This is a genomic window from Fretibacterium sp. OH1220_COT-178 (genome assembly GCF_003860125.1).
Taxonomy (GTDB): domain Bacteria; phylum Synergistota; class Synergistia; order Synergistales; family Aminobacteriaceae; genus CAJPSE01.
On the sequence record NZ_RQYL01000024.1, the window covers coordinates 21,242 to 47,742 of the forward strand.

Annotated in this window: 22 protein-coding genes and 1 tRNA gene; 17 read left to right on the forward strand and 6 right to left on the reverse strand. The window is 64.4% G+C overall.

The genetic code is table 11. The features are described from left to right. The first annotated feature begins 120 nt into the window (after nucleotides 1-120). From EII26_RS09960 to EII26_RS10000, 9 genes are all read left to right on the forward strand, one after another. On the forward strand, nucleotides 121-918 hold the full coding sequence (locus tag EII26_RS09960) for a nucleotide-binding protein (RefSeq protein ID WP_233572699.1): 798 nt from the start codon (nucleotides 121-123) through the stop codon (nucleotides 916-918). After that, nucleotides 915-2,168 carry a nitrogenase component 1 gene (locus tag EII26_RS09965; RefSeq protein ID WP_124889011.1) on the forward strand — a complete coding sequence of 418 codons (1,254 nt, stop codon included), beginning with the start codon at nucleotides 915-917 and terminating at the stop codon, nucleotides 2,166-2,168. Before EII26_RS09960 ends, EII26_RS09965 begins: the two co-directional genes overlap by 4 nt. Continuing rightward, nucleotides 2,168-3,373, forward strand: coding sequence for a nitrogenase component 1 (locus EII26_RS09970; RefSeq protein ID WP_124889012.1), 1,206 nt, complete (start codon nucleotides 2,168-2,170; stop codon nucleotides 3,371-3,373). Before EII26_RS09965 ends, EII26_RS09970 begins: the two co-directional genes overlap by 1 nt. 62 nt (nucleotides 3,374-3,435) lie before the next feature. After that, nucleotides 3,436-4,578 (forward strand): ABC transporter substrate-binding protein, encoded by a 1,143-nt coding sequence (locus EII26_RS09975; protein ID WP_199735172.1) that lies wholly within the window; start codon nucleotides 3,436-3,438, stop codon nucleotides 4,576-4,578. A 2-nt stretch (nucleotides 4,579-4,580) separates the two neighbouring features. Next, complete coding sequence (locus EII26_RS09980) at nucleotides 4,581-5,579, forward strand: FecCD family ABC transporter permease (RefSeq protein WP_124889032.1); 999 nt, start codon at nucleotides 4,581-4,583, stop codon at nucleotides 5,577-5,579. After that, nucleotides 5,576-6,361 carry an ABC transporter ATP-binding protein gene (locus tag EII26_RS09985; RefSeq protein WP_124889014.1) on the forward strand — a complete coding sequence of 262 codons (786 nt, stop codon included), beginning with the start codon at nucleotides 5,576-5,578 and terminating at the stop codon, nucleotides 6,359-6,361. Before EII26_RS09980 ends, EII26_RS09985 begins: the two co-directional genes overlap by 4 nt. 88 nt (nucleotides 6,362-6,449) lie before the next feature. Then, entirely contained in the window at nucleotides 6,450-7,544 is a 1,095-nt protein-coding gene (locus EII26_RS09990) for an ABC transporter substrate-binding protein (protein WP_199735174.1), read from the forward strand. A gap of 176 nt (nucleotides 7,545-7,720) precedes the next feature. Beyond that, nucleotides 7,721-8,248, forward strand: coding sequence for a peptidylprolyl isomerase (locus EII26_RS09995; RefSeq protein ID WP_233572700.1), 528 nt, complete (start codon nucleotides 7,721-7,723; stop codon nucleotides 8,246-8,248). A 53-nt stretch (nucleotides 8,249-8,301) separates the two neighbouring features. Next, nucleotides 8,302-9,267, forward strand: a complete 966-nt coding sequence (locus EII26_RS10000; RefSeq protein ID WP_124889016.1) for a 2-hydroxyacid dehydrogenase — start codon at nucleotides 8,302-8,304, stop codon at nucleotides 9,265-9,267. Between the two features lie 54 nt (nucleotides 9,268-9,321). Here the strand turns inward: EII26_RS10000 and EII26_RS10005 are convergent, their stop codons facing one another. After that, the gene (locus EII26_RS10005) at nucleotides 9,322-10,134 is read right to left on the reverse strand and encodes an alpha/beta hydrolase (RefSeq protein WP_124889017.1); all 813 of its coding nucleotides are present in this window, start codon (nucleotides 10,132-10,134) and stop codon (nucleotides 9,322-9,324) included. Nucleotides 10,135-10,698: 564 nt separating this feature from the next. On the opposite strand from EII26_RS10005, the gene amrA reads away from it, so the two are divergent. From amrA to EII26_RS10025, 4 genes are all read left to right on the forward strand, one after another. Then, entirely contained in the window at nucleotides 10,699-12,069 is a 1,371-nt protein-coding gene (amrA, locus tag EII26_RS10010; protein ID WP_158612261.1) for an AmmeMemoRadiSam system protein A, read from the forward strand. 77 nt (nucleotides 12,070-12,146) lie between these two features. Beyond that, nucleotides 12,147-13,925, forward strand: a complete 1,779-nt coding sequence (gene ggt, locus EII26_RS10015; protein WP_124889019.1) for a gamma-glutamyltransferase — start codon at nucleotides 12,147-12,149, stop codon at nucleotides 13,923-13,925. A gap of 84 nt (nucleotides 13,926-14,009) precedes the next feature. After that, nucleotides 14,010-15,116, forward strand: coding sequence for a deacylase (locus EII26_RS10020; protein ID WP_124889020.1), 1,107 nt, complete (start codon nucleotides 14,010-14,012; stop codon nucleotides 15,114-15,116). A gap of 2 nt (nucleotides 15,117-15,118) precedes the next feature. Beyond that, the gene (locus tag EII26_RS10025; RefSeq protein ID WP_124889021.1) at nucleotides 15,119-16,204 is read left to right on the forward strand and encodes a deacylase; all 1,086 of its coding nucleotides are present in this window, start codon (nucleotides 15,119-15,121) and stop codon (nucleotides 16,202-16,204) included. A 103-nt stretch (nucleotides 16,205-16,307) separates the two neighbouring features. Here the strand turns inward: EII26_RS10025 and EII26_RS10030 are convergent, their stop codons facing one another. From EII26_RS10030 to EII26_RS10045, 4 genes are all read right to left on the reverse strand, one after another. After that, nucleotides 16,308-17,096, reverse strand: coding sequence for an IclR family transcriptional regulator (locus EII26_RS10030; protein WP_124889022.1), 789 nt, complete (start codon nucleotides 17,094-17,096; stop codon nucleotides 16,308-16,310). Between the two features lie 85 nt (nucleotides 17,097-17,181). Then, complete coding sequence (panF, locus tag EII26_RS10035; protein ID WP_124889023.1) at nucleotides 17,182-18,678, reverse strand: sodium/pantothenate symporter; 1,497 nt, start codon at nucleotides 18,676-18,678, stop codon at nucleotides 17,182-17,184. Next, a complete protein-coding gene (locus EII26_RS10040) occupies nucleotides 18,675-19,028 on the reverse strand; it encodes a YhdT family protein (RefSeq protein ID WP_124889024.1) in 354 nt (117 codons plus the stop codon). The genes panF and EII26_RS10040 overlap by 4 nt, the downstream gene beginning before the upstream one ends. Before the next feature lie 282 nt (nucleotides 19,029-19,310). Continuing rightward, nucleotides 19,311-20,987: an amidohydrolase gene (locus EII26_RS10045; RefSeq protein ID WP_158612262.1), complete on the reverse strand. Its 1,677-nt coding sequence runs from the start codon at nucleotides 20,985-20,987 to the stop codon at nucleotides 19,311-19,313. A 541-nt stretch (nucleotides 20,988-21,528) separates the two neighbouring features. On the opposite strand from EII26_RS10045, the gene EII26_RS10050 reads away from it, so the two are divergent. The 4 genes from EII26_RS10050 to EII26_RS10065 all read left to right on the forward strand — a co-directional run bounded on the left by EII26_RS10050 (nucleotide 21,529) and on the right by EII26_RS10065 (nucleotide 25,841). Then, nucleotides 21,529-21,604: transfer RNA gene (locus tag EII26_RS10050), tRNA-Arg, on the forward strand. Between the two features lie 335 nt (nucleotides 21,605-21,939). Beyond that, entirely contained in the window at nucleotides 21,940-23,991 is a 2,052-nt protein-coding gene (locus EII26_RS10055; RefSeq protein WP_158612263.1) for a methyl-accepting chemotaxis protein, read from the forward strand. 180 nt (nucleotides 23,992-24,171) lie between these two features. After that, nucleotides 24,172-24,480 (forward strand): hypothetical protein, encoded by a 309-nt coding sequence (locus EII26_RS10060; protein ID WP_124889027.1) that lies wholly within the window; start codon nucleotides 24,172-24,174, stop codon nucleotides 24,478-24,480. 83 nt (nucleotides 24,481-24,563) lie between these two features. Next, nucleotides 24,564-25,841 carry an ATP-binding protein gene (locus tag EII26_RS10065; RefSeq protein WP_124889028.1) on the forward strand — a complete coding sequence of 426 codons (1,278 nt, stop codon included), beginning with the start codon at nucleotides 24,564-24,566 and terminating at the stop codon, nucleotides 25,839-25,841. On the opposite strand, the gene EII26_RS13695 is transcribed toward EII26_RS10065, so the two are convergent. After that, on the reverse strand, nucleotides 25,787-26,266 hold the full coding sequence (locus tag EII26_RS13695) for a nitroreductase family protein (protein ID WP_124889029.1): 480 nt from the start codon (nucleotides 26,264-26,266) through the stop codon (nucleotides 25,787-25,789). The genes EII26_RS10065 and EII26_RS13695 overlap by 55 nt on opposite strands. Nucleotides 26,267-26,501 lie beyond the last annotated feature (235 nt).

Here is a 26,501-nt window from a genome sequence, read left to right on the forward strand (position 1 = left end):
TCCTTCCTCTGCCGGCCTTTTTTCTGGGGCGTGTGCGACGCTTATCCAAAACAATGTTTGACCTACATTACTTTTATGCTATCATTGATGACTCGGTGACTGAGTGCAACGAGAAAGTGTTTGAAGACAATCGATATCTGGATTTTGGGGATGGGGAACCTGTTGAAAAAAATAGCGATTTACGGCAAGGGCGGCATCGGAAAGTCGACGACGACATCCAACCTCTCCGCGGCACTGGCGGAGAGGGGGCTTCGGGTCATGCAGATCGGGTGCGACCCCAAGGCGGATTCGACGAAGACCCTGATGGGCGGGCGCGCGATTCCGACCGTGCTGGACCGGATGCGGGAGGGAGCGGACTCCGTTGGCCTCGGGGATATCGTCTTCGAGGGCTATGGGGGGTGCCTGTGCGTCGAGTCCGGGGGGCCCACCCCGGGGATCGGCTGCGCGGGGCGCGGGATCATCGCCGCGTTCGAAAAGCTCGAGGAGCTCGATGCCTACGGGCGTTTCGAACCCGACGTGGTCCTTTACGACGTCCTGGGAGACGTGGTGTGCGGCGGCTTTGCCATGCCCATACGGGGCGGCTACGCCGACCATGTCCTCATCGTCACCTCGGCGGAGCGGATGGCCCTGTTTGCGGCCTCGAACATCGCTCACGCCGTCGAGAGCTTCGGCAGCCGCGGTTATGCGAGGCTCGCCGGGTTGATCCACAACTCGCGCAACATCGCCGACGAGGACCGCCAGGTGGCCGAGGCCGCCGAGGAGATGGGGACCCGGGTCCTGAAAAAGATCCCGCGCGACGGGGACGTCCAGACGGCGGAGAACCGCGGATGCACCGTCATCGAGGCGTTGCCGGAAAGCCCCATGGCGGCGGAGTACCGGGACCTCGCGGACCGTGTCCTGGAGGTGTGCGGGGGATGAGCGGCACCTTCGAGGACACGCTTCACTACACCTCGCCGGCGCACGGCGGCTGGGGGATGGTTCGGATCGGGATGCTGGTCCCGGAGAGCGTTCAGCTCTTCGTCTGCCCCTTCGCCTGCGGCCGGCACGGGGCCATAGGCGCGATGCGCCAAGGGTTCAAGGACCGTCTGGCGTACCTCTACGTCGATCAGAACGATATCGTCAGGGGGTACGACGACCTGATTCCCGGGGCGGTGGCCGATCTCCTGGAGGCCCTGACGTGGCGCCCGAGGGTCGTCCTGATCTTCCTGAGCTGTCTCGACGACCTCATCGGGACGGATCGTGACGCCCTTTTGGAGGTTCTGCACGATCGCTTTCCCGGCCTGCTCTTCCGGATCTGCCACATGAACCCCATATCGCTCGACTCGAAGTCCCCGCCCCCGGTGACGATCCAGAGGCGCATCTACAGCCTGCTGGAGCCCTCCGAGACGAGGGAGGCGGCGGTCAACAGCATCGGCAATCTCGAGGCGGTGGACCCGGGGTGCGAACTGTACCGTCTCCTGTCGGGCATGGGGGTGGAGGAGCTGCGGCACATCTCGTCCTGTGGGACCTTCGACGCCTTCCGGCGTATGGCGTCCAGCCGGGCCAACCTCGTCCTCCTTCCGGCCGGGGTTTGGGCCGCCCAGGAGATGGAGCGGAAGCTGGGGATTCCCTTCCTTTTTCTGCCGGTGAGCTACCGCGTCGGGGAGATTGAGGAGGGGTACGGGCGACTGAGGGATTTTCTGGATCCCGCAGGGGAGCAGCCCGACCTGGCCGCGGACCGGGCTGATGCGCTCGCCGCCGTGGAGGCGGCTTTGAAGGCCGTCGGGGACAGGCCGGTGATCGTCGACGCCTCCGCCACGGTGCGTCCCTTCGGTCTTGCCCGCGCGCTCCTGGAGTACGGTTTTTCCGTCCGGCGCGTGGAGGCCCAGAAGTGCATTCCCATCGACCGCGAGAACCTGGCCTGGCTCGAGTCGAATCGGCCGGACGTCGAGCTGATGCAGCCCCAGCACCACCGGGTCGTCCGGTTCGACCGCAGGATGGGGGAGGCCCTTGCGATCGGGATCGACGGCGCCTACATTGCGGGGGCCCGGCACGTGGTCGACCTCTTCGCCGACGGCGGGCTCTTCGGATTCCATGGGCTCCGCACCCTGATGGGACGGATACGCGCGGCCGCCGAGACGGAGACGGACCTCGAGCGCCTGATCGACGGTTACGGGCTGGTGGTGTGATGGCGCGCCTGTCGATATCCCTTCCGCCCTTTTCCCCGGACTACTCGGGGGTCTCCTCCGTGTTCTTCGACCTGCCCGCCGTGGTCGCCATCCACGACGCCTCCGGATGCACGGGCAACTACACGGGATACGACGAGCCCCGATGGTACGGGGCGCGTTCCGCGATCTTCTGCTCTGCCCTGAGGGACCTCGACGCCGTGATGGGGGACGACGAGAAGCTGATCGGCCGCATGATCGCCGCGTGCGGCGACCTGAGGCCGGAGATCGCGGCCTTGGTGGGAAGCCCCGTGCCGATGGTGGTCGGCAGCGACATGAAGGGGATCGCCGCGGAGCTGGAGGCCAGAACCGGACTGCCGAGCTTTGGGTTCGACACCACGGGCACGGCCTATTACGACCGGGGCGTTGCGGCCGCACTGAAGGCGCTGCTGGAGCGCTTTGCGGAGCCCGCTCCGGCCGTCGCGGACGGGGTCAACATCGTGGGGGCGACGCCGCTCGATTTCGGCGAGGGGGCGAACGTGCGGGACCTTCAGGCTGCGCTGCGGGAACGGGGGGTCGGGATCGTCTCGACCCTGGCGATGGGCTACGGCCTGGAGGACCTGCGCCGCGCTCCTTCGGCCCGCGTCAACCTGGCCGTGTCGAGGGGCGGCTTTATGGTCTCGGAGTGGATGCACCGCCGGTTCGGCACGCCGTATCTTTGCGGGCTGCCGATGGGCGGGGCCTGTCTGGAGGAATACTTCCGCGTGCTCCGCGCGATGCTGAGCGGCGAGGCTCCCAAGCCCCACGTACTGCAGGGCTCACCGCCCTCCTCCGAACCGGAGGTCCTGGTGATCGGGGAGCAGGTTCAGGCGAACGCCGTCCGATGGGCGCTGTCCCGGGAGTTCGGCGTCGATAACGTCGCGGTGGGGTGTCTGTTCGGCTTGGAGCCGGGGCTGGCCCTGCCGGGAGACCGCGACCTTCGGGACGAGGCGGCGATACGGAGCGCGATGAACTCAGGGCCTTCGCTGATCGTCGGAGATCCTCTGCTGGAGTCCCTCCTGCGGAAGCCCTCCGTGGAGTTCGTCCCGTTTCCGCTCTACGCGGTCTCCAGCCATCAGTCTCCGACCCCGGCCGTCCGGTACGTCGGGGAGCGCTTCAACGAGGTGTTTTGCAGGGCTTTTCGGACATGGAGCTCCCCCGGCCGGTCCGGCGGGGAGAGCTCGTCGTGACTCGGGGGACGATTTCCCCGAAAACTCTTTTCGATAGGTATTTGGAAAGGATGAGGTGTCGTATGAAGTCGTTGTGTGACCGTGTTTTTCGTCCGGCCGGCATTTTCTGTGCCGTCCTTCTCCTCTCCCTGACCCTGGGGGCCTGGGGGGCGTCCGCCTCGAGCGGCGCAGCGAAGGTGTCCTCCGAGAAGGAGACTCGGGTGGTCGTCGACCACACGGGCAAGGAGGTGCGCATACCGGCGAAGATCGAGCGCATCGTCATCACGGGGCCCTGGCCCCTTCCGTCCGTCTATTGCCTGTTCGAGGGGGCGGGCGACAAGCTGGTGGGCATTCATCCCGGTTCCATGTCCGCCGCCCAACATTCGTTGCTTCCGCGCGTGGCCCCCGGAGTGCTGAAGGCTCGGACCGAATTTCTGAAGGGAGACGTGCTCAACGCGGAGGAGCTTTTGGAATTGGAGCCGGACGTCGTGTTCTATAGGGTCGAGACTGCGGCGCATGCGAAGCAGCTGGCTTTGACCGGCATTCCCTCGGTGGGCTTTTCGACGGCGCTCTCAGGCTTCGACACCATCAAGACCTTCGAGAGCTGGGTCAAGCTCCTGGGCGAGGTCCTCCAGCAGGAGGACCGGGCGGGCGGCATCGTCGAATACGGCCGGAAGACCTACGACGAGATTCAAGCCGCGCTGAACGGCGCGAAGGACCTGAGGAAGCCGCGGGCCCTGATCCTGTTCAACTACGGGGACGGGATCATCAAGACGTCCGGCAGCAACTTCTACGGGCAGTACTGGCTGGAGTCCACCGGGGCGGTCAACGTCGCTTCGGGCCTGTCCGGGGTTGCGGAGATCAACATGGAGCAGATCTACGCCTGGGATCCCGACATCATCTACATCACGAACTTCAGCCGGCACATGCCGGAGGACCTGTACGAGAACGCGATTCCCGGCCACGACTGGAGCACCGTGAAGGCCGTCCGGGAGAAAAAGGTCTACAAGTTCCCCCTGGGCATGTACCGCTGGTACCCGCCCGCATCCGATACGCCGCTGGTGCTGAAGTGGCTGGCCCAGAAGAACCAGCCGGAGCTCTTCGCCCGGGTGGATATGGATGCCGAGGTTCGGAGCTACTACAAGCGTTTCTACGGCGTCGACCTGACGGACGACGAGCTCCACAGGATCTTCCATCCCGTGCGCGAGGCCGCCAACACCAAGTGATCATGCGAAGGCGAGGGCTTTTTTTCCTGCTGGCTCTCCTGCCCGTCGCCACGGCGTTGATCTGCCTCGGGGTCGGGCGCTATCACGTGAGCATTCGGGAGACGCTGGAGATTCTGTTCTCCGCGCTCAGGGGCGAGAGCGTCGCCTCCACCGCCCATTCGGTCATCTGCAAGGTGCGGCTGCCCCGGATCCTTTTATCCCTCTTTGTGGGGGCGGGGCTCTCGGCGGCGGGCGCCTCCTTCCAGTCCCTGTTCAGCAACCCCCTGGCGACGCCGGACACCCTGGGCGTCGCCACGGGGGCCTCGTTCGGCGCGGTGCTGGCGCTCCTCTTCTCCCAGAATCTCCTGGCCGTGCAGAGCTCGGCGATGGTCATGGGGCTGATCGCGCTGCTCGCGACGACCTTCATCAGCCGGGTCCGCGGCAAGAGCAGCGTCGTCATGGTGGTGCTGGCGGGGATGGTGGTCTCCGCGCTCTTCCAGGCCATGGTCTCGCTGGCCAAATACGTGGCCGATCCGGAGGAGGTGCTTCCCGCCATCACCTACTGGCTGATGGGGAGCATGTCGCGGGCCAGCTTTCACGGCATCGCGATGGGGGTGCCCCTGATCGCCGCAGGGGTGTTCGTCCTGTTTCTGCTGCGCTGGAGGCTGAACATCCTTTCGCTCCAGGAGGACGAGGCGAAATCGCTGGGGATCGACGTGAAGAAGCTGCGGCTTGCGGTGATGGGGGCGGCGACGCTGATCACGGCCTCGTGCGTCTCGCTCTGCGGCAACGTGGGGTGGGTGGGACTGCTGATCCCGCATGCGGCGCGGATGATCTGCGGAAGCGACAACAAGCGGATCGTGCCCGTCAGCCTGGCGTTGGGCGCGGCGTTCATGGTCCTCATCGACACGGCCGCCCGCAGCGCCACGGCGGCGGAGATCCCGGTCTCCATCCTGACGGCGATCATCGGAGCGCCGTTCTTCATCGTGCTGCTGCGGCGGACCAGGGGGGCCAGGCTGTGATCTTCGACGTTCGGAAGGGAAGTTTCGGTTACGATGCGGTTCCGGTGCTGAAGGACGTCACCTTCTCCGTGAAGGGGTGCGAGATCCTGGCGGTGCTGGGGCCCAACGGCGTGGGGAAGACGACCCTGCTGCGGTGCATGATGGGGCTTCTGCGCTGGAAGAAGGGTGCCAGCTACATCGACGGGCGCGACCTTTCCCGTCTGAGCCCGCGCGAGGTCTGGAGGCGCATCGCCTATGTCCCCCAGTCCAAGGGCACGGCGCTCTCCTATACGGCCGGGGAGATGGTCCTCATGGGACGTTCGGCGCGGATGGGGCTTTTCGCCCAGCCGTCCCGCGCGGACGAGGAGGCCGCGGAACGGGCCATGGAGCACGTGGGCGTGGCGCACCTGCGCGACAAGAGGTGCAGCTGCATGAGCGGCGGCGAGCTGCAGATGGTCCTCATCGCCCGGGCCCTGAGTGCGGAGCCGGAGATGCTGGTGTTGGACGAGCCGGAGTCGAACCTCGATTTCAAGAACCAGCTGATCGTGCTGGAGACGATCGAGCGCCTGGCGCACGAGCGGGGCATCGCGGCGGTCATCAACACCCACTACCCGGCGCACGCGCTCAAGATTGCGGACAAGGCGCTGATCCTGCACCGGGGCGGCGACAGCCTGTACGGTCCGGCCTCGACCGTCGTGAACGAGGAGAACATGCGGCACGCGTTCGACGTCCGCGTCAAGATTCTGGACTGTCTCTGCGACGGTCTGTGCTACAAGAGCGTCATCCCCATCGCGACGCTGTAGGGGGATGGCGCCTCATCTCGAGGAGGTCATTAGGTTGCGAACACGAAATTTCGGGATGTGCTCCTTTCGTTGTTTGGGATGTCTGACATTGCTTTTGCTGCTCCTGGGGATGCCCTTCGCCTCGGACGCCTCTGCGGCGACGCCGGAGAACAGGGCTTCCGGGGCGGGGACCCGTATCGTGGTGGATCAGGTGGGGAACGAGGTCGAGCTTCCTGCCGAGGTCAATCGCGTGGTGATCGCCTCCGCCTGGCCTCTCGCCTCGGTCTTCTGCCTTTTCGAGGGGAACGTCGACAAGCTGGTGGGCTTGGACCCCGCGATCATCAGCGCCGCGGAGAATTCGCTTTTGGTGAAGGTCGCTCCCAAGATCGTCCATGTTCCGAGCGGGTTCAGCAAAAATGGGGTCCTCAATGTCGAGGAGCTGCTGAAGTTGAAGCCGGACGTCGTGCTTTACGCCTCCGCCGTGCCGGGGGATTACGAGGCCTGCAAAAGGGCCGGGATACCCGCCGTGGGATTCAGGCTCGACGTCAAGGGCTTCAATGCGGTCGAGACCATCAACAGCTGGATGGAGCTGTTGGGCCGAGTGATGAATACGGCTATCGAGGCCGAGGATTTTGTCGCCTACGGAAGGGACATGCAGCATAAAGTGGCGGAGCGCCTCAAAGATGTTCCCCAGAGCGGGAGACCGCGCTGCATGTTCATCCACGGCTACGAGGCCTCGGCGGTTCGGGTTCCCGGGGCTTCGTCCTGGGCGGACTACTGGATCGGCGCTTCGGGGGGCGTCAACGTCGCCTCCGAGGCGGGCAAGGGGACCAAAAGCGTCAACATGGAGCAGATCTATGCGTGGAATCCGGAGAAAATATTCATCACCAATTTCCTTCCGCTGTTGCCGGACGACCTCTACGGGAACAGGATAACCGGGCACGACTGGACCCCCGTCGAGGCCGTCAAGCGGGCTGCCGTGCGCAAGCTGCCTCTGGGCATGTATCGCTGGTACGTCACCTGCTCCGATTCCGCCCTGATGCTGCTGTGGATGGCGAAGGAGAACCACCCGGAGCTTTTCGCGGACATCGATATGAACCGGACGGTAAAGGATTTTTACCGGAAGTTTTACGGGCTTGCGCTGAGCGACGGGGAGGTCGCCTCCATCTTTGAGGCCAAGCGTGAGGCCGCGGCGGGGATTTAGGGGTCGCACATGCCCGCCGCGGGCGACGTGGGAGCATGAGAGGCTTTTGGGCGCCCGGGCGGAAATCCCGGGCGCCGTGTTATCATGACGGTACCGGCGGCCCTGCCGCGGTCATCTGTCGAGAGGGGATATTCATGGTGAGAGAGTTTATGGAAATAACGTTCGTGCTTTTCCTGGTGTTGTCCTGTTTGCTTCTGCTGTCGCCGGGGACGGCCCGGGCCGAGGAACGCCCCGTCGCGGTGGTCCAGACCAACATGGGGACCTTCAGGGTCGAGCTGTTCAGCGATCTTGCGCCCAAGACGGCGCAGAACTTCATTGACCTGGCGAAAAAGGGCTTCTACGACGGCGTGATCTTCCACCGGGTCATCGACGGCTTCATGATCCAGGGCGGGGACCCCAAGGGGACGGGGACGGGCGGACCCGGCTACACGATTCCCGACGAGTTCGGCCCCGGCCTCAAGCACGACAAGCCGGGGATCCTGTCCATGGCCAATGCCGGTCCCGATACGGGCGGCTCCCAGTTCTTCGTCACCCTGGTCCCCACCCCCTGGCTGGACGGGAAACACGCCATCTTCGGCCAGGTCGTCTCGGGCATGGACGTGGTCGAGGCCATCGGCAAGGTCGAGACGGGGCGTCAGGATCGTCCGGTCAAGGATGTGGTGATGACGAGCGTCACGGTCGAGGGCCAGGGAAAGGCCGAGTGAGGCCCCAGTTCCTATTCTGAGTTCGAATTCTGAGTTCGAAGGGAGTGGCGACGATGGAGCGAAGGGGTAGCGTCTACGTCACACGGCTGCTGCCGGCCCCGATCATGGAGAGGCTGAGGGAGATCTGCGACTATGAGGTCAACGCGGAGCCGCGTCCGGCGACCCGGGAGGAGCTGCTCCGGGGGGTCCGGGGGCGGGACGCCGTGCTGTGCCTCCTGAACGATCGGATCGACGCGGAGGTCTACGACGCGGCGGGGCCGCAGTGCCGCCTGTTCGCCAATTACGGGGTGGGCTACAACAACATCGACGTCCCGGAGGCGCACAGACGGGGCGTGTGGATCACAAACACGCCGGACGTCCTGAACGACGCCACGGCGGATATCGCGTGGGCGCTGCTCTTCGCGACGGCCCGGCGCGTGGCGGAGGGCGACCGGCTGATGCGCTCGGAAACCTTCAGCTGGCAGCCCGAGTTCATGTTGGGCATGGACATTACGGGACGGACCCTGGGGGTGATCGGGGCGGGGCGCATCGGCCGGAACTTCGCGCGCAAGAGCCGCGGGTTCGACATGAAGGTCCTCTACGCGGGCCGGCGTCCCTCCCCCGAGTTCGAGGCGGAGACGGGCGGTCGATTCGTCCCCATGGACGAGCTCCTGAGGGAGTCGGATTTCGTCTCCCTGCACGTGCCCCTGACGCCCGAGACGCGCCACCTGATCGGCGAGCGGGAACTGGGGCTCATGAAGCGGACCGCCATCCTCATCAACACGTCGCGCGGCCCCGTGGTCGACGAGGGGGCGCTGGTGCGCGCCCTGGAGTCCCGTACGATCTGGGGCGCCGGGCTCGACGTCTTCGAGAACGAGCCGGACACGGCGCCCGGCCTGAGCGCGCTGGACAACGTGGTGATGACGCCTCACGTCGGCAGCGCCACCGTGGAGACCCGCGTCAACATGGGGCTTGTCGCGGTGGCGAACATCGCCGCGGCGCTCGAGGGCAGGGAGCCGCCGAACCTGGTGAGGGCCTGAACGACACGAAACAACTGCGATCGGACCGTCCATTCACGGGCGGTCCGATCGGTTTTACAGGCGTTCTGCCATCCAGGAGGCGATGCGGGAGACCACGGCGTCGCGTGCCGCGTCGTGAAGGATGTCGTGGTAGCAGTTCGGCAGAATCTCGATCGTTTTGTCGGCCGAGGACGAGCGGTCGTGGAGGATGCGCGAGGACTCCACCGGGACGAGCCGATCGTCGCCGCCGTGGAGGACGAGGCAGGGCAGACGATGAAGGGGCAGGGTATCCTCCAGGCTGTCCACGCCCCGGATGAAGACTTCGTGGAGCAGTCTGTTGGTGAAGGCGTGAAGGACCCACGGGTCCCGGTCGTATTCGTCCGCCACTCCGGGGTCGCGGCTCAGCAGGGCCGATCCGACGGAGGGCGACGTGCGCAGTGCGATCCTGTCGATGTGGGGGCGGCGAAAATTGCGGTACAGCGGGAGCTCGCAGGCGCAGGCGCCCAGAAAGATCTGCCCCCTCAGGAGCTCCGGGCGACGGATGCCCAGAAGGAGGGAGATCAGCCCCCCCATGCTGTAGCCGCAGGTGAACACGGGACCCGGAGAATCCCTTCCTGCGGCCTCCACGACGAACTCCGCGTCCTTCACGAGAATCGCGTAGTCGCTCACGTAGGCGCGCGCTCCTCCGGATCTTCCGTGCCCCCGATGATCGTAGCGGACGACGCACCACCCGGCCTCGCTCAGATGACGCGCGGGCTCGTCGAACCTTCGGCTGTGGCCTCCCAGCCCGTGGAGCAGGATGACGGTCCCGCGGGGCGAGGACGGAACGTCGGCGCACCGGTACAGTTCCACTCCGTCGAAGGAGCGGACGATCTCCTCCTGAAACATGCTCTCGTCTCCTCGTTCGTATGCGCTGAAGGGGGACGGAAATGCCCCCGGTTTTCCCTCCAAATTATAGCGTTACGGTGTGAGATAAAAGTCGGGGCTGTGATTTTTGTCCATGCCGGATGCGGGGACGATGTCGATCGACCCATGTAATGGCCCGCTTTGTGTTAAAAGGACCCGGATCCTGAAAGTTTGAATTTACCCCCTTGACATTATGCAAGTCCTCTGTATAATGTTTGGTGTCACGAACAAATGACGAACGCCGAAAGCTCCTTGAGCCCTCTCCTGGAAATACCGGTTCTGAGGATGTCGAGTAGGCACACCCCCTCGTTCTTGTTCGGTCGTTTTGGAACCCCCCCTCAAAAAGAAGGAGGCCGGCGATTGCGTCGGCCTCTTTCTTTGTTTGAAGAGTCGATATGGCGCGGTCGCCCTCCTTTTCCGCTGGGGAGGGTATAATGTTTTGAAGAGCCTGTTTTTTGTCGCTAACGTGTCCTGCTTCGCATGGGCGCCGCCGCGTCCGCGGAGGGGCTCCCCATTCCGCGTATGCAGGGAAAAGGAGGTGACGTCATGTCCTGGATCTGGGCGGCTTTGATGCCGCATCCGCCGGTCCTCGTCCCCGAAGTGGGCCGGGGAAGGGAGAGGGAGGCGGGGAGGACCCTGGAGGGGCTGGAGCGGCTGACGGCGTCTCTCGGGGACAAGAGGCCCGATCTGCTGCTTCTCCTCTCCCCCCATCAGCCCTACGCTCCCGGGGCGCTCTTTCTCAACACCGCCGAACGGCCGCGGGGGACGCTGGCGCCCTTCGGAGCCCCCTCCGTCGTCCTCGAGCCGGTCGCGTCCCCGGAGCGCCGCAAGGCCCTTGCGGTGCAGCTCGCCGGGGCCGGAACGCCGGTCCGGGAGGGGAGCCGTCCCGATCTGACGGCGGACCAAGGCTCCCTCGTGCCGCTGTATTTTCTGCGGCAGGCCTGGGGGACGCTGCCGCCGGTCGTCCTGGCCTCTCCCATCGGTCTGACGCCTCGGCAGGCGTTGAGCATGGGGGAACACCTGGCGGGCTTCGACGACGGCCTGCGGTGGGGGCTTGTCGCCAGCGGGGACTTGTCGCATCGGTTGATCCCGGGCGCCCCGGCGGGCTACAGCTCCGCGGGGCGAGTATTCGACGGCGCGGTCCTCGAGGCCCTGAAGTCCGGCGACGCCGGGCCCCTGATCGCGTTGTCCCCCGAGACGCTTGACGCGGCGGGGGAGTGCGGCCTGCGGTCCGTCCTGGCGATGCTGGGGCTCTGTCGGGCGCTCTCCGGGTCGCCCCGTGTGCTCTCCTACGAGGGCCCGTTCGGGGTGGGGTACTGCAACGCCCTTTGGGAGGCGCCCGGAGGGGCTCCGGTGGAGGGGAGGCCCGGGGCGCACCCCTGTGCGCGGCTGGCGCGGGAGACCGTCGCCCGGCTGCTTGGCGGTCGTCCTCTGCCCCGATCGGGATCGGAGGTCGCTTCATCGGAACTCTGGGCGGAGCGCCGCGCCTGCTTCGTCTCCATCAAGAGCCGGTCCGGGGCTCTCAGAGGCTGCATCGGCACCCTGGCCCCCGCGGAGCGGAGCCTGGACCGGGAGATCATTGCCAACGCCGTCTCCGCCTCGACCCGCGATCCCCGCTTTCCGCCCATGACGGCCGGGGAGCTGGCGGACGCCGTGTTCTCGGTGGACGTGCTCGCCGACCCGGAGCCGGTGGCGGGCCTCGAGGCGCTCGACCCCAAGGTCTGGGGCGTCATCGTCTCGAAGGGCGGCCGGCGCGGGGTGCTGCTGCCGGACCTGGAGGGGGTCGATACGGTCGAGGCGCAGCTCTCCATCGCGATGCGGAAGGCGGGGATCGCCGACCCCGAGGGGATGGCCGTCGAGCGGTTCCGGGTGGACCGCTACGGGGAGGACGGCCGGCCCGGGGGCGACGGCTCGTAACGTCCCCGCATCGCGTTGCCCGAAGTCGGGCGTAGAGAGGAGTCGTACCTATCCATTGCATCGAGGAGGAACGGGAGATGTGGAATCGCAGGTGGAGGAGAACGTGGTGTCTTGGTGTTGCGATGACGCTCCTTTCCGTGGTCTCGGCCTGCGCCGTGACCACCGAGCAGGTGCTGAGCTCGGACAAGGGAATGGTGGCCGCGGCGCATCCCCTGGCCGCGGCGGCGGGGGCCGAGATTCTGGAGATGGGCGGCAACGCCATCGATGCGGCCGTCGCCACCAGCCTGGCCCTGGGGGTCGTGGAACCCTATGCCTCCGGTCTTTTCGGGGAGGGCTACATGGTCGTCCGCATGGCCGACGGTCGTACGTATTCCATCGATTTTCGCAGCAAGGCCCCGGAGATGGCCACGTACGAACGCCTGAGGAGCGAGGATCTCACGATCAAGCAGATCAGCAGGATGCCGCAGGGCGCCTGTGTTCCGGGGGTGGTGGCGGCCATCGAGGAGGTCCTTTCCAGGGGCGCGACCAAGCCTCTGGCGGAGCTGGCCGCTCCCGCGATCCGCTATGCCGAGGAAGGCTTCGAGGTGAACAGGACCTTCGCTCAGATCTGCAAGGACAACTTTACGCTCCTCTCCGGCAACGCCCCGGATTTTCTCAACGACGGGTTGGCGTGGGAGCCGGGGGAGACGTTCAGGAACCCCAAACTGGCCGCCACGTTGAGGACGCTCGTCGACAAGGGGCTTCGTGAATTTTACGAGGGCTCCATCGCCGACGACGTCGATGCGTTCATGGTCGAAAAAGGCGGATGGATGCGCAAAAGCGATCTCTGGGATTACAAGGTCATCGAGCGTGAGCCGTTTCGAGGTTCCTACAGGGGGTACGACATCGTCGTTGCGGGGCTTCCGGTCGGCGGGCCCCGCCTTCTGGAGAACCTGAACATCTTCGAGAACTTCAATTTCGCCAACATGGGCTGGGACGACCCCCTTCGACTGCACATCATGCAGGAGGCGTTTCTCCTGACGCAGCAGGATCTGCGCGCCTACATCGGGGATCCCGCCTTCAACCGGACGTCGGCAAAGGGCATGGCGGCCAAGGATTACGCCAAGCTGCGGCTGATGAAGATCAAGCTCGAGGGGGCGACGACCGCGGACGAGTGGAAGGACGGAAAATCCAAGCCCGGCGACGCTCCCGCCTTCGAGGAGGGGGGGGAGTTCCGGAGGTATTTCGCGCTTCCTAAGGCCGCCGCCCTGGAGGTATGGGATGCCGAGGAGCGCGAATCGGCTTCGACGACGCATTTTTCGGTCATCGACCGTTGGGGAAACGCTGTAGCCTGGACCCAGACGATCTCCGGCTTTTTCGGGACCGGATGCTGGGTCGACGGCTTTTTCCTGAACAACGAGATGGGGAACTTCTGGAACGAGCCCGGCGGCGGCGTGAGCGATCTGGCCCCCGGCAAGCGCGTTCGGACGACGATCGCTCCCATGGTCGTCGAGAGGAACGGCAAGCTCCGCTGGGTTCTCGGTACCCCCGGCGGGGGACGGATCGTCCCCACCCTGACCCAGATGCTCGTCGACATGATCGACTTCAGGATGACGCTGGAGCAGACCATCAAGGCCCCGAAGATCATGAGCAGCTTCGTCGAAAAAGACGGCGTGTCCCTGATGGAGATGGAGAGCGGCTACGACCCCGCAACGATGCAGGCGCTGGAGAATGGTTTCGGCCACAAGGTCGATGTGAAGCCCTTCCCCCACCTGTACTTCGGCGGTCCCAACGCCATCGAGGTGGGGCTTGACGGCCTTCTGACCGGTGTGGGCTCCGTACGCCGCGGCGGGGCCGCGTCCGCTCCGGAGAAGTAGGGCCGGAACCGTGCCGCGTGAGGGGCGGGGAAGGGGCCTCCCCACTTCCCGGACCCGTTTTCCGAGATGAATGGAGGTACTTGCATGCGTATCCTGCGTTTCAGGCGTTTTTGGGCCCTGACTGCGGTCCTCGTCGTCGTCCTTTGCACGTCCGCATGGGCCGCTTTCTTCCGGCCGGACGTCCGGCCGGGCTATGGGGTGACCCGCCTGGGCTGGCTCTCCGATTATCACGCCCCCTTGAGGGGGACCCATCTGGACGCTCCGGTCTACTACATCGAGGGAGAGAAGGCCGGGGCGACCATGCTGATCCTGGGCGGTGCACACCCCCGTGAGCTCGCGGGGCACGTCGCGGCCCTCATCGCGGTCGAGAACGCCAGGGCCGTCGAGGGGCGCCTTATCGTCGTTCCAGCTCTGAACGCGAGCGGATACGGCATTCGCGACCTTGCGACGAACATCCCCAGGTTCCACAAGGTCGAGTGCCGTTCGGGCTTCCGGTACCTTCCCTTCGGCGACCGCCGCGTCGACGTTGCCGATCAGGGGCCCGATCCCGTTCAGTACAAACACCAGTCCGGGGCGATCATCCCGAACTCCAGGGGCAAGGACGGCAACGAGATGCGGAACATCAACCGCTGTTATCCGGGACTGCCCGACGGGACCCCGACGCAGCAGGCGGCTTATGCCGTGATGGAGCTGGTTCGTAAGGAAAACGTGGGGCTGGCCGTCGATATGCACGAGGCGGATACGCCGAGCTGGTACCTGTCCAGAAAGACCGGCGAGGTGCAGCAGGGGGGGCGCCTCGCCTACATGCTGGTCTGCAACCCCAAGGAGAAGGCCATGGAGCTGGGGGCGGAGGCGGTCATGAACGTGGGGGCGAACCTCGGCATGGAGCTCAAGATGGAGCCCTCCAACAGGGCGTTTCGCGGCTTGAGCCATCTGGAGATCGGCGACGCGACGGACTGTCTGTCCTTCCTGTTCGAGACCCCGACCCCTGCCCTGGACGATTGGCGGGAGAACCCCGATATCCTCACCGACAGGACCTATCCGATCGAACATCGTGCGGGGCTGCATCAGGAGGTCTTTCAGGAGCTGGTGCGCCTTTACAACGAATCTCACGAAGAGCGTCTCGTGCTCGAGGGACTGCCGACCTATCAGGTCCTCGTGGAGCAGGGAATCGCGGCCTGGCTGAACTGACCATGGCGACGAGTTTCCGCAAGGCGTTCCGGCTCGGCGTCACGGCGGTCGTTTTGGGGGCGTTGGCCGTTCAGACGTCCCTTGCCGCTTTTCGGATGGACGTGCGTCCCGGGTACGGCGTCACACGCATGAAATGGCTGTCCGACTACAACGAGCACCTGAAGAACAGCGAGTACGACACGCCGGTCCTCATGTTGGAGGGACGCGGGCAAGGAGCCGTCGCGCTCGTGATGGGCGGGACCCATCCCCGGGAGATCGCGGGCGTGACCGCGGCGACGCTGATCGTCGAGAACGCCCGCGTCGAGGAGGGAACGCTGTTCGTCATCCCCTGTCTCAATGCCGCGGGCATGTCCGTCAGCGATACGCTGGGGCGCCGACCCCACCAGATCGAGGTCGAGGGACGCTCGGGCAAGCGTTTCCTGTCGTACGGCGACCGTTATGTCCCGCTCCGTCCCGGGGAGCGGGACCCCGAGCATTTCATCCATCCGTCCGGTTTTGTCCACAAGAACGGCGCGGAGTGGCGGAACGTGAACAGAAATTACCCGGGGAAGGCCGACGGGACGCCGGCCCAGAGGATCACGTTCGCGGTGATGGAGCTGATCCGTCGCGAACGGGTGAACTTCAGCCTCGATATGCACGAGGCCAGGACCTTCGAGGACGCCCTCGATCCCCGCACGGGAAAGGTGGGGAAGAACAGTCTGTTGGCCAATTCCCTGATCGCTCATCCCAGAGCGGTCGAGATCGGTGCGGAGGCTCTGTTCCTGCTGGAGGACAGGGGAATCCATCTCAAGTTGGATCAATCGGCGCCGGGCTACCGCGGAATATGCCATTACGAGATCGGCGAGGGGACGGAGTGTCTGGCCTTCCTTTCGGAGACGCCCAACCCCGCCATGAACCTGTGGAGCGAAAATCCGGACCCCTTGGGGCTGAGGGAATATCCGCTCGAAGAACGTGCGGGGACGGCATTGGAGCTCTTTTTGGCCCTCTGCAGCGCGTACGGCTCCAATTTCGGGGCCCGAATCGTCGTCGAGGGCCTTCCCTCCAAGGCCGAGCTCGAACGGGAGGGGCTCAGAAGTTGGTTGAATTGACCCGAGGGGGGCTCCGGATTTGACGTTGGAGAGGCAGGCATCGCGCGTCCTGCCCTGCCGCCCCTCAAAAATCGGGGTTCCCCTCACTTGGGGGCACCCCGGCTCAATCGGCGTTCCCCTGGATCCCCAGGGAGCCCGTGAAGTTTTCCGTGGCCTCCAGCAGGAGGGGCAGCATTTCCCTCCACCTCTCCTCCGCACCGGCGTAGAGAAACTTGGGCAGGGCGATGCTCATGGCCGCAACCACCTCCCCATTCCGGCCGCGCACCGGTGCGGCGATACAGATGAGCCCTTCGACGTACTCCTCGTCGTCCAGGGAGAAGCCATTTTCCCTCACCGAACGTAGGTCCTCCTTCAGCGCCTCCGGGGTGACCCTGGTGTTGGGTGTGAATTTTGGGAGGGGAAAGGGGCCCAGCAGCTCCTCGACCCTCTCCTCGGGCAGCCAGGCGAGCAGGGCCTTTCCGAGCCCCGTGCAGTAGGCCGGAAGCCGCTTCCCCACGGAGAGGTCCACCCTGATGGTGGATCGGCTCTCGATTTTATCGATGAACAGGATGTGGACCCCGTCGAGGATGGCGAGGTTGACCGCCTCGTTCGTCCGTGCGGAGAGCTCCCGGAGGAATGGCGCGCACTGCCGGCGCAGCCCGTGGCGCCTCACCACGGTGTTGCCCATCTCGAAGAAACGGAAGCTCAGGGAATACTTTGCGTTCCCCGGATTCTGGACGAGGTAGCCGAGGTCCCTCAGGGTCGAGGCGATGCGGTGGACGGTGCTCCGCTCCAGACGAAGCCTGCGCCCCATCTCGGAGGCACCCATCTCCCCCTCCGTGTCGAGAAGGTCCAGCACCGCGCACGCCCGCTCGATGGATTGAACGCCGCCTTTCCTTTCCTTCGACTCCATCGTGTCCTCCTGAAAAGATTGTTGCCGAAAGGGCCGAGCGGCCGAGAGGGCGGAACGATCCGCCCCTCTCGGCCGCCTCGTTTCGCTAAAGCCCCCAGAAGAGCCGAATCACCCTCTCCGACGGTTTTCGGGTCATCTTTGCGACCACGACGAAGGCCAGGAGGGAGAGCGCCAGCGACGGCACGATGGGGTGCAGGCCGATGGGCCGCGGCATGAGGTAGTTGAAATAAAGATAGGTTCCGATGCCCGCCACCATGCCGGCGATGGCCCCCGGCGCGTTGGCCCTCTTCCAGTAGAGTCCCAGAATGGTGGGCCACAGGAAGGTCGAGAGCTGGCCCGCCGTGGCGAAGAGGTTCAGCCACACCATCAGCTCCGGCGGATTGAAGGCCAGGGCGACGATGATCACGCCCACGATGCAGCAGGTGGCGATGGTGATGGTGCGGAGGGCCTTGAACTTTTCCTTGAGGTCCGGCTTGATGTAGTTCACCAGCAGGTCGTTGACGATGGCCGCGACGACGACCAGAAGCTGGGAGTCGACCGTGGACATGACCGCCGCCAGGGGGCCGGCGAGGATGATCCCGGCCAGCACGGGATGGAACAGGGAGCGGATGAGGGTGGGGATGACCAGGTCCCCGGAGGCGATGCCGGATACCTGGGTGACCCCGAAGGCGCCCACGAGATGCATGCCCAGCAGCAGCACGAGGGAGACGGCGGTCCCGTAGAGGATCCCCGCGTGGAGGCTCTTCGAGTCCTTGTAGCTCATGGCCCTCTGAGCGACCGCGGGAAGCCCTATGACCGCAAAGCCCACGAGCACCCAGAAGCTCGACACCCACGGGACGGTCATGAAGCCCTCCTTGACCCCGTAGGGCGAGATCATGCCGGGGTTGACGGCCTTCATGTCCTGGACGATGTTGGCGATGCCTCCGCCCTTGACCACGATGGCGACGAAGAGGGCCAGGGTCGAGAAGGTCATGACCACGCCCTGGAGCGTGTCGTTGAAGACCACCCCGCGGAATCCGCCGATGGCCGTATGGACCACCACCGTGGCTGCGAAGAAGAGGAGCGCGAGCTTGTAGTCCAGCCCCGTGGACCCCTGGAGCAGACGCGAAGCGCCGATGAGCTGGGCGGCCATGGCCGCGATGAGGAAGAAGATGATGGACAGGGACGCGATGATGAGGACCGCGTTGCTCTCGTAGCGGGCGCGGAGGAAGTCGCTGATGGAGTTGGCCCCCGTCTTTCTCGAGATGATGGCGAACTTCTTGCCCAGGGCCATCAGGGTGTAGTACCCCGTGGGAATCTGGGACATGGCCAGGAAGACCCAGGCGAGCCCGTGCGTGTACGCCGTTCCGGGGCCGCCTATGAAGCTGCCGGCACTCAGGTAGGTGGCCACGAGGGTCATGGCCAGGACGAACCCCCCGGTGCTGCGTCCCCCGGTCATGTACTCCTCCATGTAGGCCGAACCGCTTCCCCCCTTGCGGAGGCTGGCCCGGTTCACCAGGTGCAGGGCGTAGACGCCGATGAAGTACATGAGCGCGAAGTAGCAGACGATGGGCAGGAGCGTGGACCACTGCACCGTGTTCATAGCCGACCTCCTCCGTTGCGAACGAACGCCTCGGCCTCATCCTCGGTCATGGGGTCGAGGGGCATGTCCCGCATCTTCTTCCCGACGATGTAGGCCGTCGCTGCGATCGCGAAGATGGAGTTGGCGATGCAACTGACGAAAAACCAGGCCGGGAAGCCCATAATGTAGGAATAGCCGTCCACGGGGCCACTTCCGAGCCCGTAGCCCGTCACCGCCCATATCACCAGGTTGACGATACCGAGAAAGATGCCGTACCAGGCCTCTTTCTCGCACACTTTGTAGCGGGGGTCCTCGATGAAGCCGTACTCGTTTTTCTCGAGAACCCGGGTCTCTCCTGTCTCTGTCGTCATATCGTGTCCCGATCCTCCCTTTGACGTGATGATATCCGTCCGTGCTTTTCCCTACTGCCCGGCGGCAGGGCGAAGCCTTGGCCGTATGGGCGGGTCCGCTCCTCCACCGGCGATGGACGCGGCATTGCAGCCGAAGGCCGCTGCGCGGCCGAGCCTGCCGCCTCCCGGAAATCAAGGCCCGCCGCGTTCCTTCCTGTCCTTCCCTTTTTATTTAGCCTCCCTTCGTGCGGCTTTCACGCGGAAGCTCACTCCGCGACGCCGAGCAGATCCGCTGCCGTCGCCCTATCCATGTTGGGGTTCCCGCTCGTATTCCACCACGCCGTCGATGACGGTGCAGTCCACCCGAAGGGTATGGATGTCCATGGGGTCGATCGACAGGATGTCCCCCGAGAGGACGATCATGTCCGCCAGCTTCCCGACCTCGATACTCCCCTTGATCCCCTCCTCGAAGGAGGAATAGGCCCCGTTGTACGTGGCCGTCCGGATGGCCTCCAGGACCGAGATCGCCTGGGTTTTGTCGCACTGGACGTTCCGGCTCCGGTCGTAGCGGTTGACCGCCCCGTCGATGGTGTGGATGCCCTTGGGCCCCGACGGCCCGTCGCTCGCCAGGGAGCACATGATGCCCGCGTCGAGCATGCTGCGAAGGGCGATCAGGCAGGCGTTGCGATGCCCGTAGAACTTCATGTAGTTGGCGCCGATCATCTGGATCATCCCCGCGTTGACGGAGGGGCAGATGTTCATGGCGGCCATTCGGTCGATCAGGTCCTGGTCCGTCAGGGTGCAGTGCTCGATGCGGTGGCGCATGCGCCTGAACTTCTCCGGGTTCTCCCTAAAGCAGCGCTCGTACCCCTCGACCATGAACTCCACCGCGAGGTCGCCGATGGCATGAGCGGTACACTGGCATTCCGCATCCACGATCCGCTTGATGTAGTCCCACACCTCCTCGCGCTCCCAGCCCCGCTCGCGCACCAGGGCCGGGTCGTGGGAGTAGGGCTCGCGGGTGGCGCAGGAGGGACCTCCCGATCCCCCGTCGATCATGAACTTGCAGGGCCCCACACGAAAGCGTTCGTCTCCGAGCCCCGACAGGAACCCCAGGCTCATCCAGTGCCCGTTCTGCTCCAGGGAGTATGCTTTCCCGAAGATGCTGTGGAGCGCCATGTTGACCCGCACCTTGAAGACCCCGTCCCGGCAGAGCTTCTGCATGATGTGGTAGGAGGTGGGGCCGCACTCCCCCATGTCCCCGATGGACGTCACCCCCGCCTCCAGAGCCTGTTGGTGGGACTTCATCGCCGCGCGGACCTGTTGTGCCTCCGTATAGTCCACCATCCCCCACAGCTTGAAGTGGGTGTGGCCGCGCACCATTCCGGTGAGCCGGCCGTCCGCGACCTCGACCTCGTCCGGGGGGTACTTCGACGCGTCCTGGGGACCGTGCACGTCGAGGTGCGTCAGGGCCCGAGTGTTGTACATGCAGATGTGTCCGCCGCCGTGCATGCAGTGCACCGGGTTGTCCGGGGCAATGGCGTCCAGCTCCTCCAGGGTGGGATGGCGCCGCTCGTCGGAGAAGAGCTCAGGCTCGTATCCCATCATGGAGATCCACTGGCCCCGCTCCTTGCGTCCGACCGCTTCCCGGAGCATGTCGAGCATTTCTTTCAGAGAAGCGCAATTCCTCCTGGTGGTGTCGATCATCCCCGAATCGAGATCCGACCCGAGAAGCCCGTTGAGGATGGGGTGAAAATGGGTGTCGTTGATGCCGGGCATGAGGGTGCGCCCCCGAAGGTCGCGGACCGCCGTGTTCTCGGACAGGTAGGGGGCGATGCCCCCGGAGCTCCCGACGTAGGCGATGCGGTTTCCCTTGACGCCCACCGCCTCGGCGATCTCGTCCCCTCCGTTCACGGTGACGACGCTGCCGTTCACGAAGGCCATGTCCAGTTCGTTGCAGGGCGCGAAGTTCTCTTTCACGGAAGCCTCTCCTTTCTGTGCCTCTCCGGCCGGTCCCTTCCAGGACGGCCGGGGGCCGTTTTGCGCCTCGGCGGCGTAGGCCGAGTGCCGACGAATCGGCCTGAGGAGCATTTCCGCCGGACGGCTTTCGTTGAGTTCAGATCCGCTTCTGCAATTCGATTTGTTTCTCTGAGGGTCTACCGTAAAATGTGCGTTCTCGCTGCGTCGGGGCTTGGGAGAACAACCCCGCACCGGCCCGACCGGCCGAAGGAATGTGTCCCGTATGGCGGGACAATGTTGATCTATTCGCACTACTTATTGCAGTATACCCGTTCCGCTCTTTCTGTCAACGGCCCTGGAGGGTTTTCGGCGCCGCAGGAGCGGTGATTTTTTGAGGATGAAATCCATCATTTTGTGGATCGGCCGGCCGATTTTTCTGCGTCGGACGGGTGGTGCGGAACGAAACGTACGGGACCTGTCTTTGTCCCACACTGAATTTGGGGCTGCAAACACGGAATTTGACAGCCGGATTTTTTATGCTATATTCATTCGGTACGTTTGCGGGCTTGTAGCTCAGTGGATAGAGCGACGGCCTCCTAAGCCGTAGGTCGGGCGTTCGAGTCGCCCCAAGCTCGCCATAATCCAACCGAAGGGATTATGGCAGGACGGTACAGAGCAAAAAGCAGGCTTTTCTTGATGGAATCTAAATACGGGATTCTGCCTCGTTTGCCCAAACAAAGGCCCGTTTTTCCTGGACATGGAGAAACGGGCCTTTTTATTTTGCTCTGAAGCCCGAATGCCGATGGAGGGGCAAGCTCCTCTTACCCCGGGAGCGTTGCGCCGAATCCCGTAAAACATAAATGATTCTGGAATTGGGAAGGAGGTTCTCATGGCAGAGCCTCTTCGAATGGGGCTCGTGTCCTGTGGATGGGCCTATGGGTTTGGCATCGACACAAAATATTTGAAGGGAAGGTTGTTTGCATTGACTATCCGCAGGAAGCTCTATCTGATGCTGTTTGTCGCTCTTTTTGTGATTACGGCAATGACGGGCGTGACCTATTTTCACGGCAGTGCGGTGATCGGGGATCTGGCCGATGCCGTGGGGATGCAGACCGTCGACGAGGGCGTCAGGATCATCGACAATCAGTTCTCGCGCTACGTGGCGTCCTTGAACACCGCTGCGGATTCCGTGCAGCACGTGCAGAGGGCGTTCGGTATCGGGGACGAGGCGAGGGTGGAACAGCTGCTCCATTCCATGTCGGAGAGCACCACGAAGGCCGGGTTCGTGAAAGTCTTCATGGGATTGGAAGCCACGGGAAGGCTGGCCGACGGCTCGCTCTGGCAGGAGCCCGAGGACTTCGATGCGCGGCTTCGGCCCTGGTATCGAAAAGCGGTCGAGGGCAAGGGCAGCGTCGTTTTCTCCGATCCTTATTCCGATGCGCAGAGCCAGAAGATCATCATCTCCCTGTGCAGGGCCCTTTATGACGGCGAGGGCAAATTGCTGGGGGTTCTCGGAGGAGACATCTTTCTGGACGAGCTCAACGACTACGTCGTCTCCCTGCAGATCTTCGGGAGGGGAAATGGAATCCTCCTGCTGAAGGATGGGACGGTATTGGCCGGACCCCATGCGGAGGACATCCTGAAGGTCAACCTGGCGGAAGCGCCTCAGCTTCCGGAACCCCTCCGAGCGGTTGCCCGGAGGATGATCGGCGGGGAGAGGGGAAGGCGGCACTACAGCTACGGCGGATCGGACCGGGAGATGTTCTACGCGCCCACCAAACAGGGGTTCTACCTCGGCATCACCTTTCCGTCCAGCGAGATGAAAGCGCTCGTCAACTCGCTCACGATGGTCCTCCTCGTCATCGCCGCCGTGGCGCTGATCGGGACCGGGGCCGTCATCGTACTGGTCAACCGCGGCCTGACGCGCAGCATCCGCTCCATGCAAAGCGCCACCGAACGGCTCGGCGAGGGAGACCTCACCGTCCGCTACGACGACACCGGCAAGGACGAGTTGGCCTACATATCCGGGAAGCTCAACGCGACCGTGGCGTCCCTTCGGGCCAGCATGACGGACATCCGAATCACCGCGGACACCACGGCCCACCAGTCCGAGACCCTCGCCGCTCTTTCCGAGGAGACCCTCGCCTCCATGGAGGAGGTCTCCGCGTCCACGGAGCGCATCCTTCGGAGTCTGGAGGACAACGTCGCGACGTTGCAGGTTACGGACTCCTCCATCGAGGAGATCGCCTCGGGCGCCCAAGCGTCCGCGGAGGCGGCCACTCAGGGCGCCGAGGGGGCGGCCAGCGTCTCCGAGAGGGCCGAGGGCTCCTCCGAGGAGCTGAGTCGGGCTCTCGAGGACATCAGGAAAGCGGAGGAGGTCTCCGTGCAGAGCATCGAACGCCTTCAGAGGCTCGAGAGGTCCGTGGACGCCATCGCGGGCTTCGTCAACACCATCACCTCCATTGCCGACCAGACCAACCTGCTGGCCCTGAACGCCGCGATCGAAGCCGCCCGTGCGGGCGAGGCCGGGCGTGGATTCGCCGTGGTCGCCGACGAGGTCCGTAAGCTGGCCGAGGAGTCGGCCCGTGCCGCCTCGCAGGTCGACGTGCTCATCACGGAGCTTCAGGAGCACTCCAAGAGCTCCATCGATGCGACCGAGAGGACCGGTGCCCTGCTGGGCGAGACGACGGCGAGGACGACGGACGCTCAGGGAAAGCTCAAGGATGCCCTGAACGCCTTGAATCGCTTGACGGAGTCGATCCAGAACGTTGCTGCGGTATCCGAGGAGCAGGCGGCCTCCAGTGCCGAAATGAGCCATTCCGTCCACACCGTGGTCGAGACCACGGAGCGCATAGTGGAGTCCAGCCGCAGCGTGGAGACGGCAACGCACGAGACGACCCGTGCGGCGGAATCGATTGCGGGCGAAGCGCAGCGTATGGCGGAGACGTCGGAAAACCTGCTGGCGATCGTGCGGCGTTTCGTTCTGGATGCGGGAGAGCCCGGCCTCGTGCCCTCGAAGAAATAGCCGGGAGAGGTCGTCCCCTTTTCGTGAGCGGGGGATTTGAGCTGGTGTTGAAGCGGCCCCCCGGTTGAGACGACCGGGGGGCCGCTTCAGGCTGTTCTACGGGCCGCTCAGGCCGGAGGCGTGAGCGGGACCGGGGGATCGTGGGGGCAGGGTATGGAATGGAATGAGGGAGGGGAAACGATGGCTTGTTTGGGGGATGACATCAAAAAGCTGGGTTTCGGGCTGATGCGCCTGTCCGAGAAGGACGACCCGAGCTTCCGCCCGTCCATCGAGGGCATCGTCGAGACCACGGGGCGGAGCGTTCTGCGCTTCGTCCCCCTGAAGCCGAAGATGACGGCGCGTCTGGTTCTCGCCTGGAAGAAGGACGCCCTGTTCTCGCCGGCGGCGGAAAAGTTCTTCGAACTTGTGCGCGGCGCTCCGACGGATCGATGCCCAAGAGCGGGGCTTCGAAAAACACGCGGGTTGAAAATCGAAAATCCGAGTGGATGAAATCATGAAATTTGAAGGAATGATATTTCAAAATCCAACGGAATGAGATATGATAAAGGCAGCAAACTCTGGAGGAAGCGTATATGAAACGCCCCGGTTACAGACCCCGTATCATCGACCGCAAAGTGGAAGAATATCTCTCCGTCTTCGGTGCCGTCTGCATCGAGGGGCCGAAGTGGTGCGGCAAGACTTGGACCGCTTCCTGTCATTGCAGGAGTGCCGTCTATATCGGCGACCCGGCGGACAATTTTCAGAATCGGAGGCTGGCGGAGCTCTCCCCCGCGTTGGTGTTGGAGGGCGAGTCGCCCCGCTTGCTTGATGAATGGCAGGAGGTTCCGTCCCTTTGGGATGCCGTCCGCCATAAGATCGATGCGACCTCCGGCAAAGGGCGCTTTATCCTCACCGGTTCCGCGACTCCAAACCATAAGGGTATCCTTCACAGCGGTGCGGGGCGGATCGCCAGGCTGCGGATGCGCCCTATGTCCCTCTACGAGTCGGGCGATTCCAGCGGCGAGGTCTCCCTGTCGAAACTGTGCAACGGCGAGCTGACGCCTGTGGCGACCGGCGAGGTGAATCTTGGGAAGCTCGTCGATCTGATTATCCGCGGTGGTTGGCCCGGCAGCCTGGGGCTTCCCCCGGAACGGGCGGCGCTGCTGCCCGGGGAATATTTGAACGCGATCATCGACGACGACGTGCACCGCGTCGACGGCGTCAGGCGGGACTCGTTCAAGATGCGCCTGCTGCTGCGCTCGCTGGCCCGGAACGAGAGCTGCACCGCAACCAACAGGACGCTGATGAAGGACGTCAAGGGTGTGGAGGACGGGGATATCGACGCCGGCACCGTCGCCGCCTACCTGGATATTTTCAGGCGGCTGTTCGTCACGGACAATCAGCCGCCGTTTTCCGCCGGTATACGCTCGTCCGTCCGCGTCAAACAGGCGGAGAAGCGGCACTTTTCCGATCCTTCCCTCGCCTGCGCCCTGCTGAAGGCGACGCGCACCGGCCTGCTGAACGATCTGAAGACGTTGGGCTTTCTGTTCGAGGCGCTTTGCGAGCGGGATCTGCGCATTTATGCCGAGTCCTTTGGGGCTGGCCTTTATCACTATCAGGACTACAGAAATCAGGAGATTGACGCGGTCGTCGAGCTGCCAGACGGCCGCTGGTGTGCTTTCGAGATCAAGCTGGGGGCGAATCAAATCGACGCAGCAGCAGCAGAGCTGTTGGCGATCCAAAGGCGGATGGCGGAGGATCCCAAGGGGAGGCTGCCCGATGTCCTCTGCGTTCTCTGCGGCATGGCCGCCGCCGCCTACCGACGTCCGGACGGCGTGTTCGTGGTGCCGGTTACGGCGCTGAGGGAATGAGCCCATTGGCCCTTGACCGAGCGGCCCCCTCCCCCGTGATGGGGTGAGGGGGCGCTGGGCATCGGGGGAATCAGAAGGTGTTGCGGCGCGTCGTCTTCTCCGGGGGCAGGCGCTCGGCGTGCTTCGGGCTGGGGACGTTCGTCCCGTGGGGGTAGCCCATCGGCAGGATGGCGACCGGGGTCACGTTCTCCGGTAGGGTGAAGGCCGAGCGCACCTTTTGCGGATCGAAGTGTCTCACCCAGGTGGGCGCCCAGGCCGAGGGCCGCCTCCGAGTCGAGCGCCGGGCCCCGCTGCGGCTGGTAGTTGCACGCGGTGGGGGCCAGCCCGCCGGCCTCCAGGACCGCGTTCAGCTTCTCGCGTTCCACCTCTTTTCCGGCGAACCTCCGGACGGAATGGCATTCTCTCGCCAACTCCAGAAAATCCATGATTATCCCTCCCGATTTTTTATCGTTTTGTTGAGGTGTACGCCGCCTCCTGTTACCGGGGAGAGGCCGATCGGCTTGGCCTTTGGGAGAGGCACGAGCCTTTCTTCCTTTTCCCCCTGTCAAGGGACAGAGAAAATCCCAAAACCACAGGTTGTGGTGCGCTTATCGAGAACGGAGTATGTTATTGCATAGTTTAAGCGAACTTTAGTTTTGCACCCGTCGGGTGCGGCAAAAA

Bases quoted from the DNA above. Each gene is read 5' to 3' on its own strand.
- EII26_RS09965 (WP_124889011.1), top strand. From the start codon at position 915: ATGAGCGGCACCTTCGAGGACACGCTTCACTACACCTCGCCGGCGCAC.
- EII26_RS09970 (WP_124889012.1), top strand. From the start codon at position 2,168: ATGGCGCGCCTGTCGATATCCCTTCCGCCCTTTTCCCCGGACTACTCG.
- EII26_RS09975 (WP_199735172.1), top strand. From the start codon at position 3,436: ATGAAGTCGTTGTGTGACCGTGTTTTTCGTCCGGCCGGCATTTTCTGT.
- EII26_RS09980 (WP_124889032.1), top strand. From the start codon at position 4,581: ATGCGAAGGCGAGGGCTTTTTTTCCTGCTGGCTCTCCTGCCCGTCGCC.
- EII26_RS10000 (WP_124889016.1), top strand. From the start codon at position 8,302: ATGGAGCGAAGGGGTAGCGTCTACGTCACACGGCTGCTGCCGGCCCCG.
- EII26_RS10005 (WP_124889017.1), bottom strand. From the start codon at position 10,134: ATGTTTCAGGAGGAGATCGTCCGCTCCTTCGACGGAGTGGAACTGTAC.
- amrA (WP_158612261.1), top strand. From the start codon at position 10,699: ATGTCCTGGATCTGGGCGGCTTTGATGCCGCATCCGCCGGTCCTCGTC.
- ggt (WP_124889019.1), top strand. From the start codon at position 12,147: ATGTGGAATCGCAGGTGGAGGAGAACGTGGTGTCTTGGTGTTGCGATG.
- EII26_RS10020 (WP_124889020.1), top strand. From the start codon at position 14,010: ATGCGTATCCTGCGTTTCAGGCGTTTTTGGGCCCTGACTGCGGTCCTC.
- EII26_RS10025 (WP_124889021.1), top strand. From the start codon at position 15,119: ATGGCGACGAGTTTCCGCAAGGCGTTCCGGCTCGGCGTCACGGCGGTC.
- EII26_RS10030 (WP_124889022.1), bottom strand. From the start codon at position 17,096: ATGGAGTCGAAGGAAAGGAAAGGCGGCGTTCAATCCATCGAGCGGGCG.
- panF (WP_124889023.1), bottom strand. From the start codon at position 18,678: ATGAACACGGTGCAGTGGTCCACGCTCCTGCCCATCGTCTGCTACTTC.
- EII26_RS10040 (WP_124889024.1), bottom strand. From the start codon at position 19,028: ATGACGACAGAGACAGGAGAGACCCGGGTTCTCGAGAAAAACGAGTAC.
- EII26_RS10060 (WP_124889027.1), top strand. From the start codon at position 24,172: ATGGCTTGTTTGGGGGATGACATCAAAAAGCTGGGTTTCGGGCTGATG.
- EII26_RS10065 (WP_124889028.1), top strand. From the start codon at position 24,564: ATGAAACGCCCCGGTTACAGACCCCGTATCATCGACCGCAAAGTGGAA.
- EII26_RS13695 (WP_124889029.1), bottom strand. From the start codon at position 26,266: ATGGATTTTCTGGAGTTGGCGAGAGAATGCCATTCCGTCCGGAGGTTC.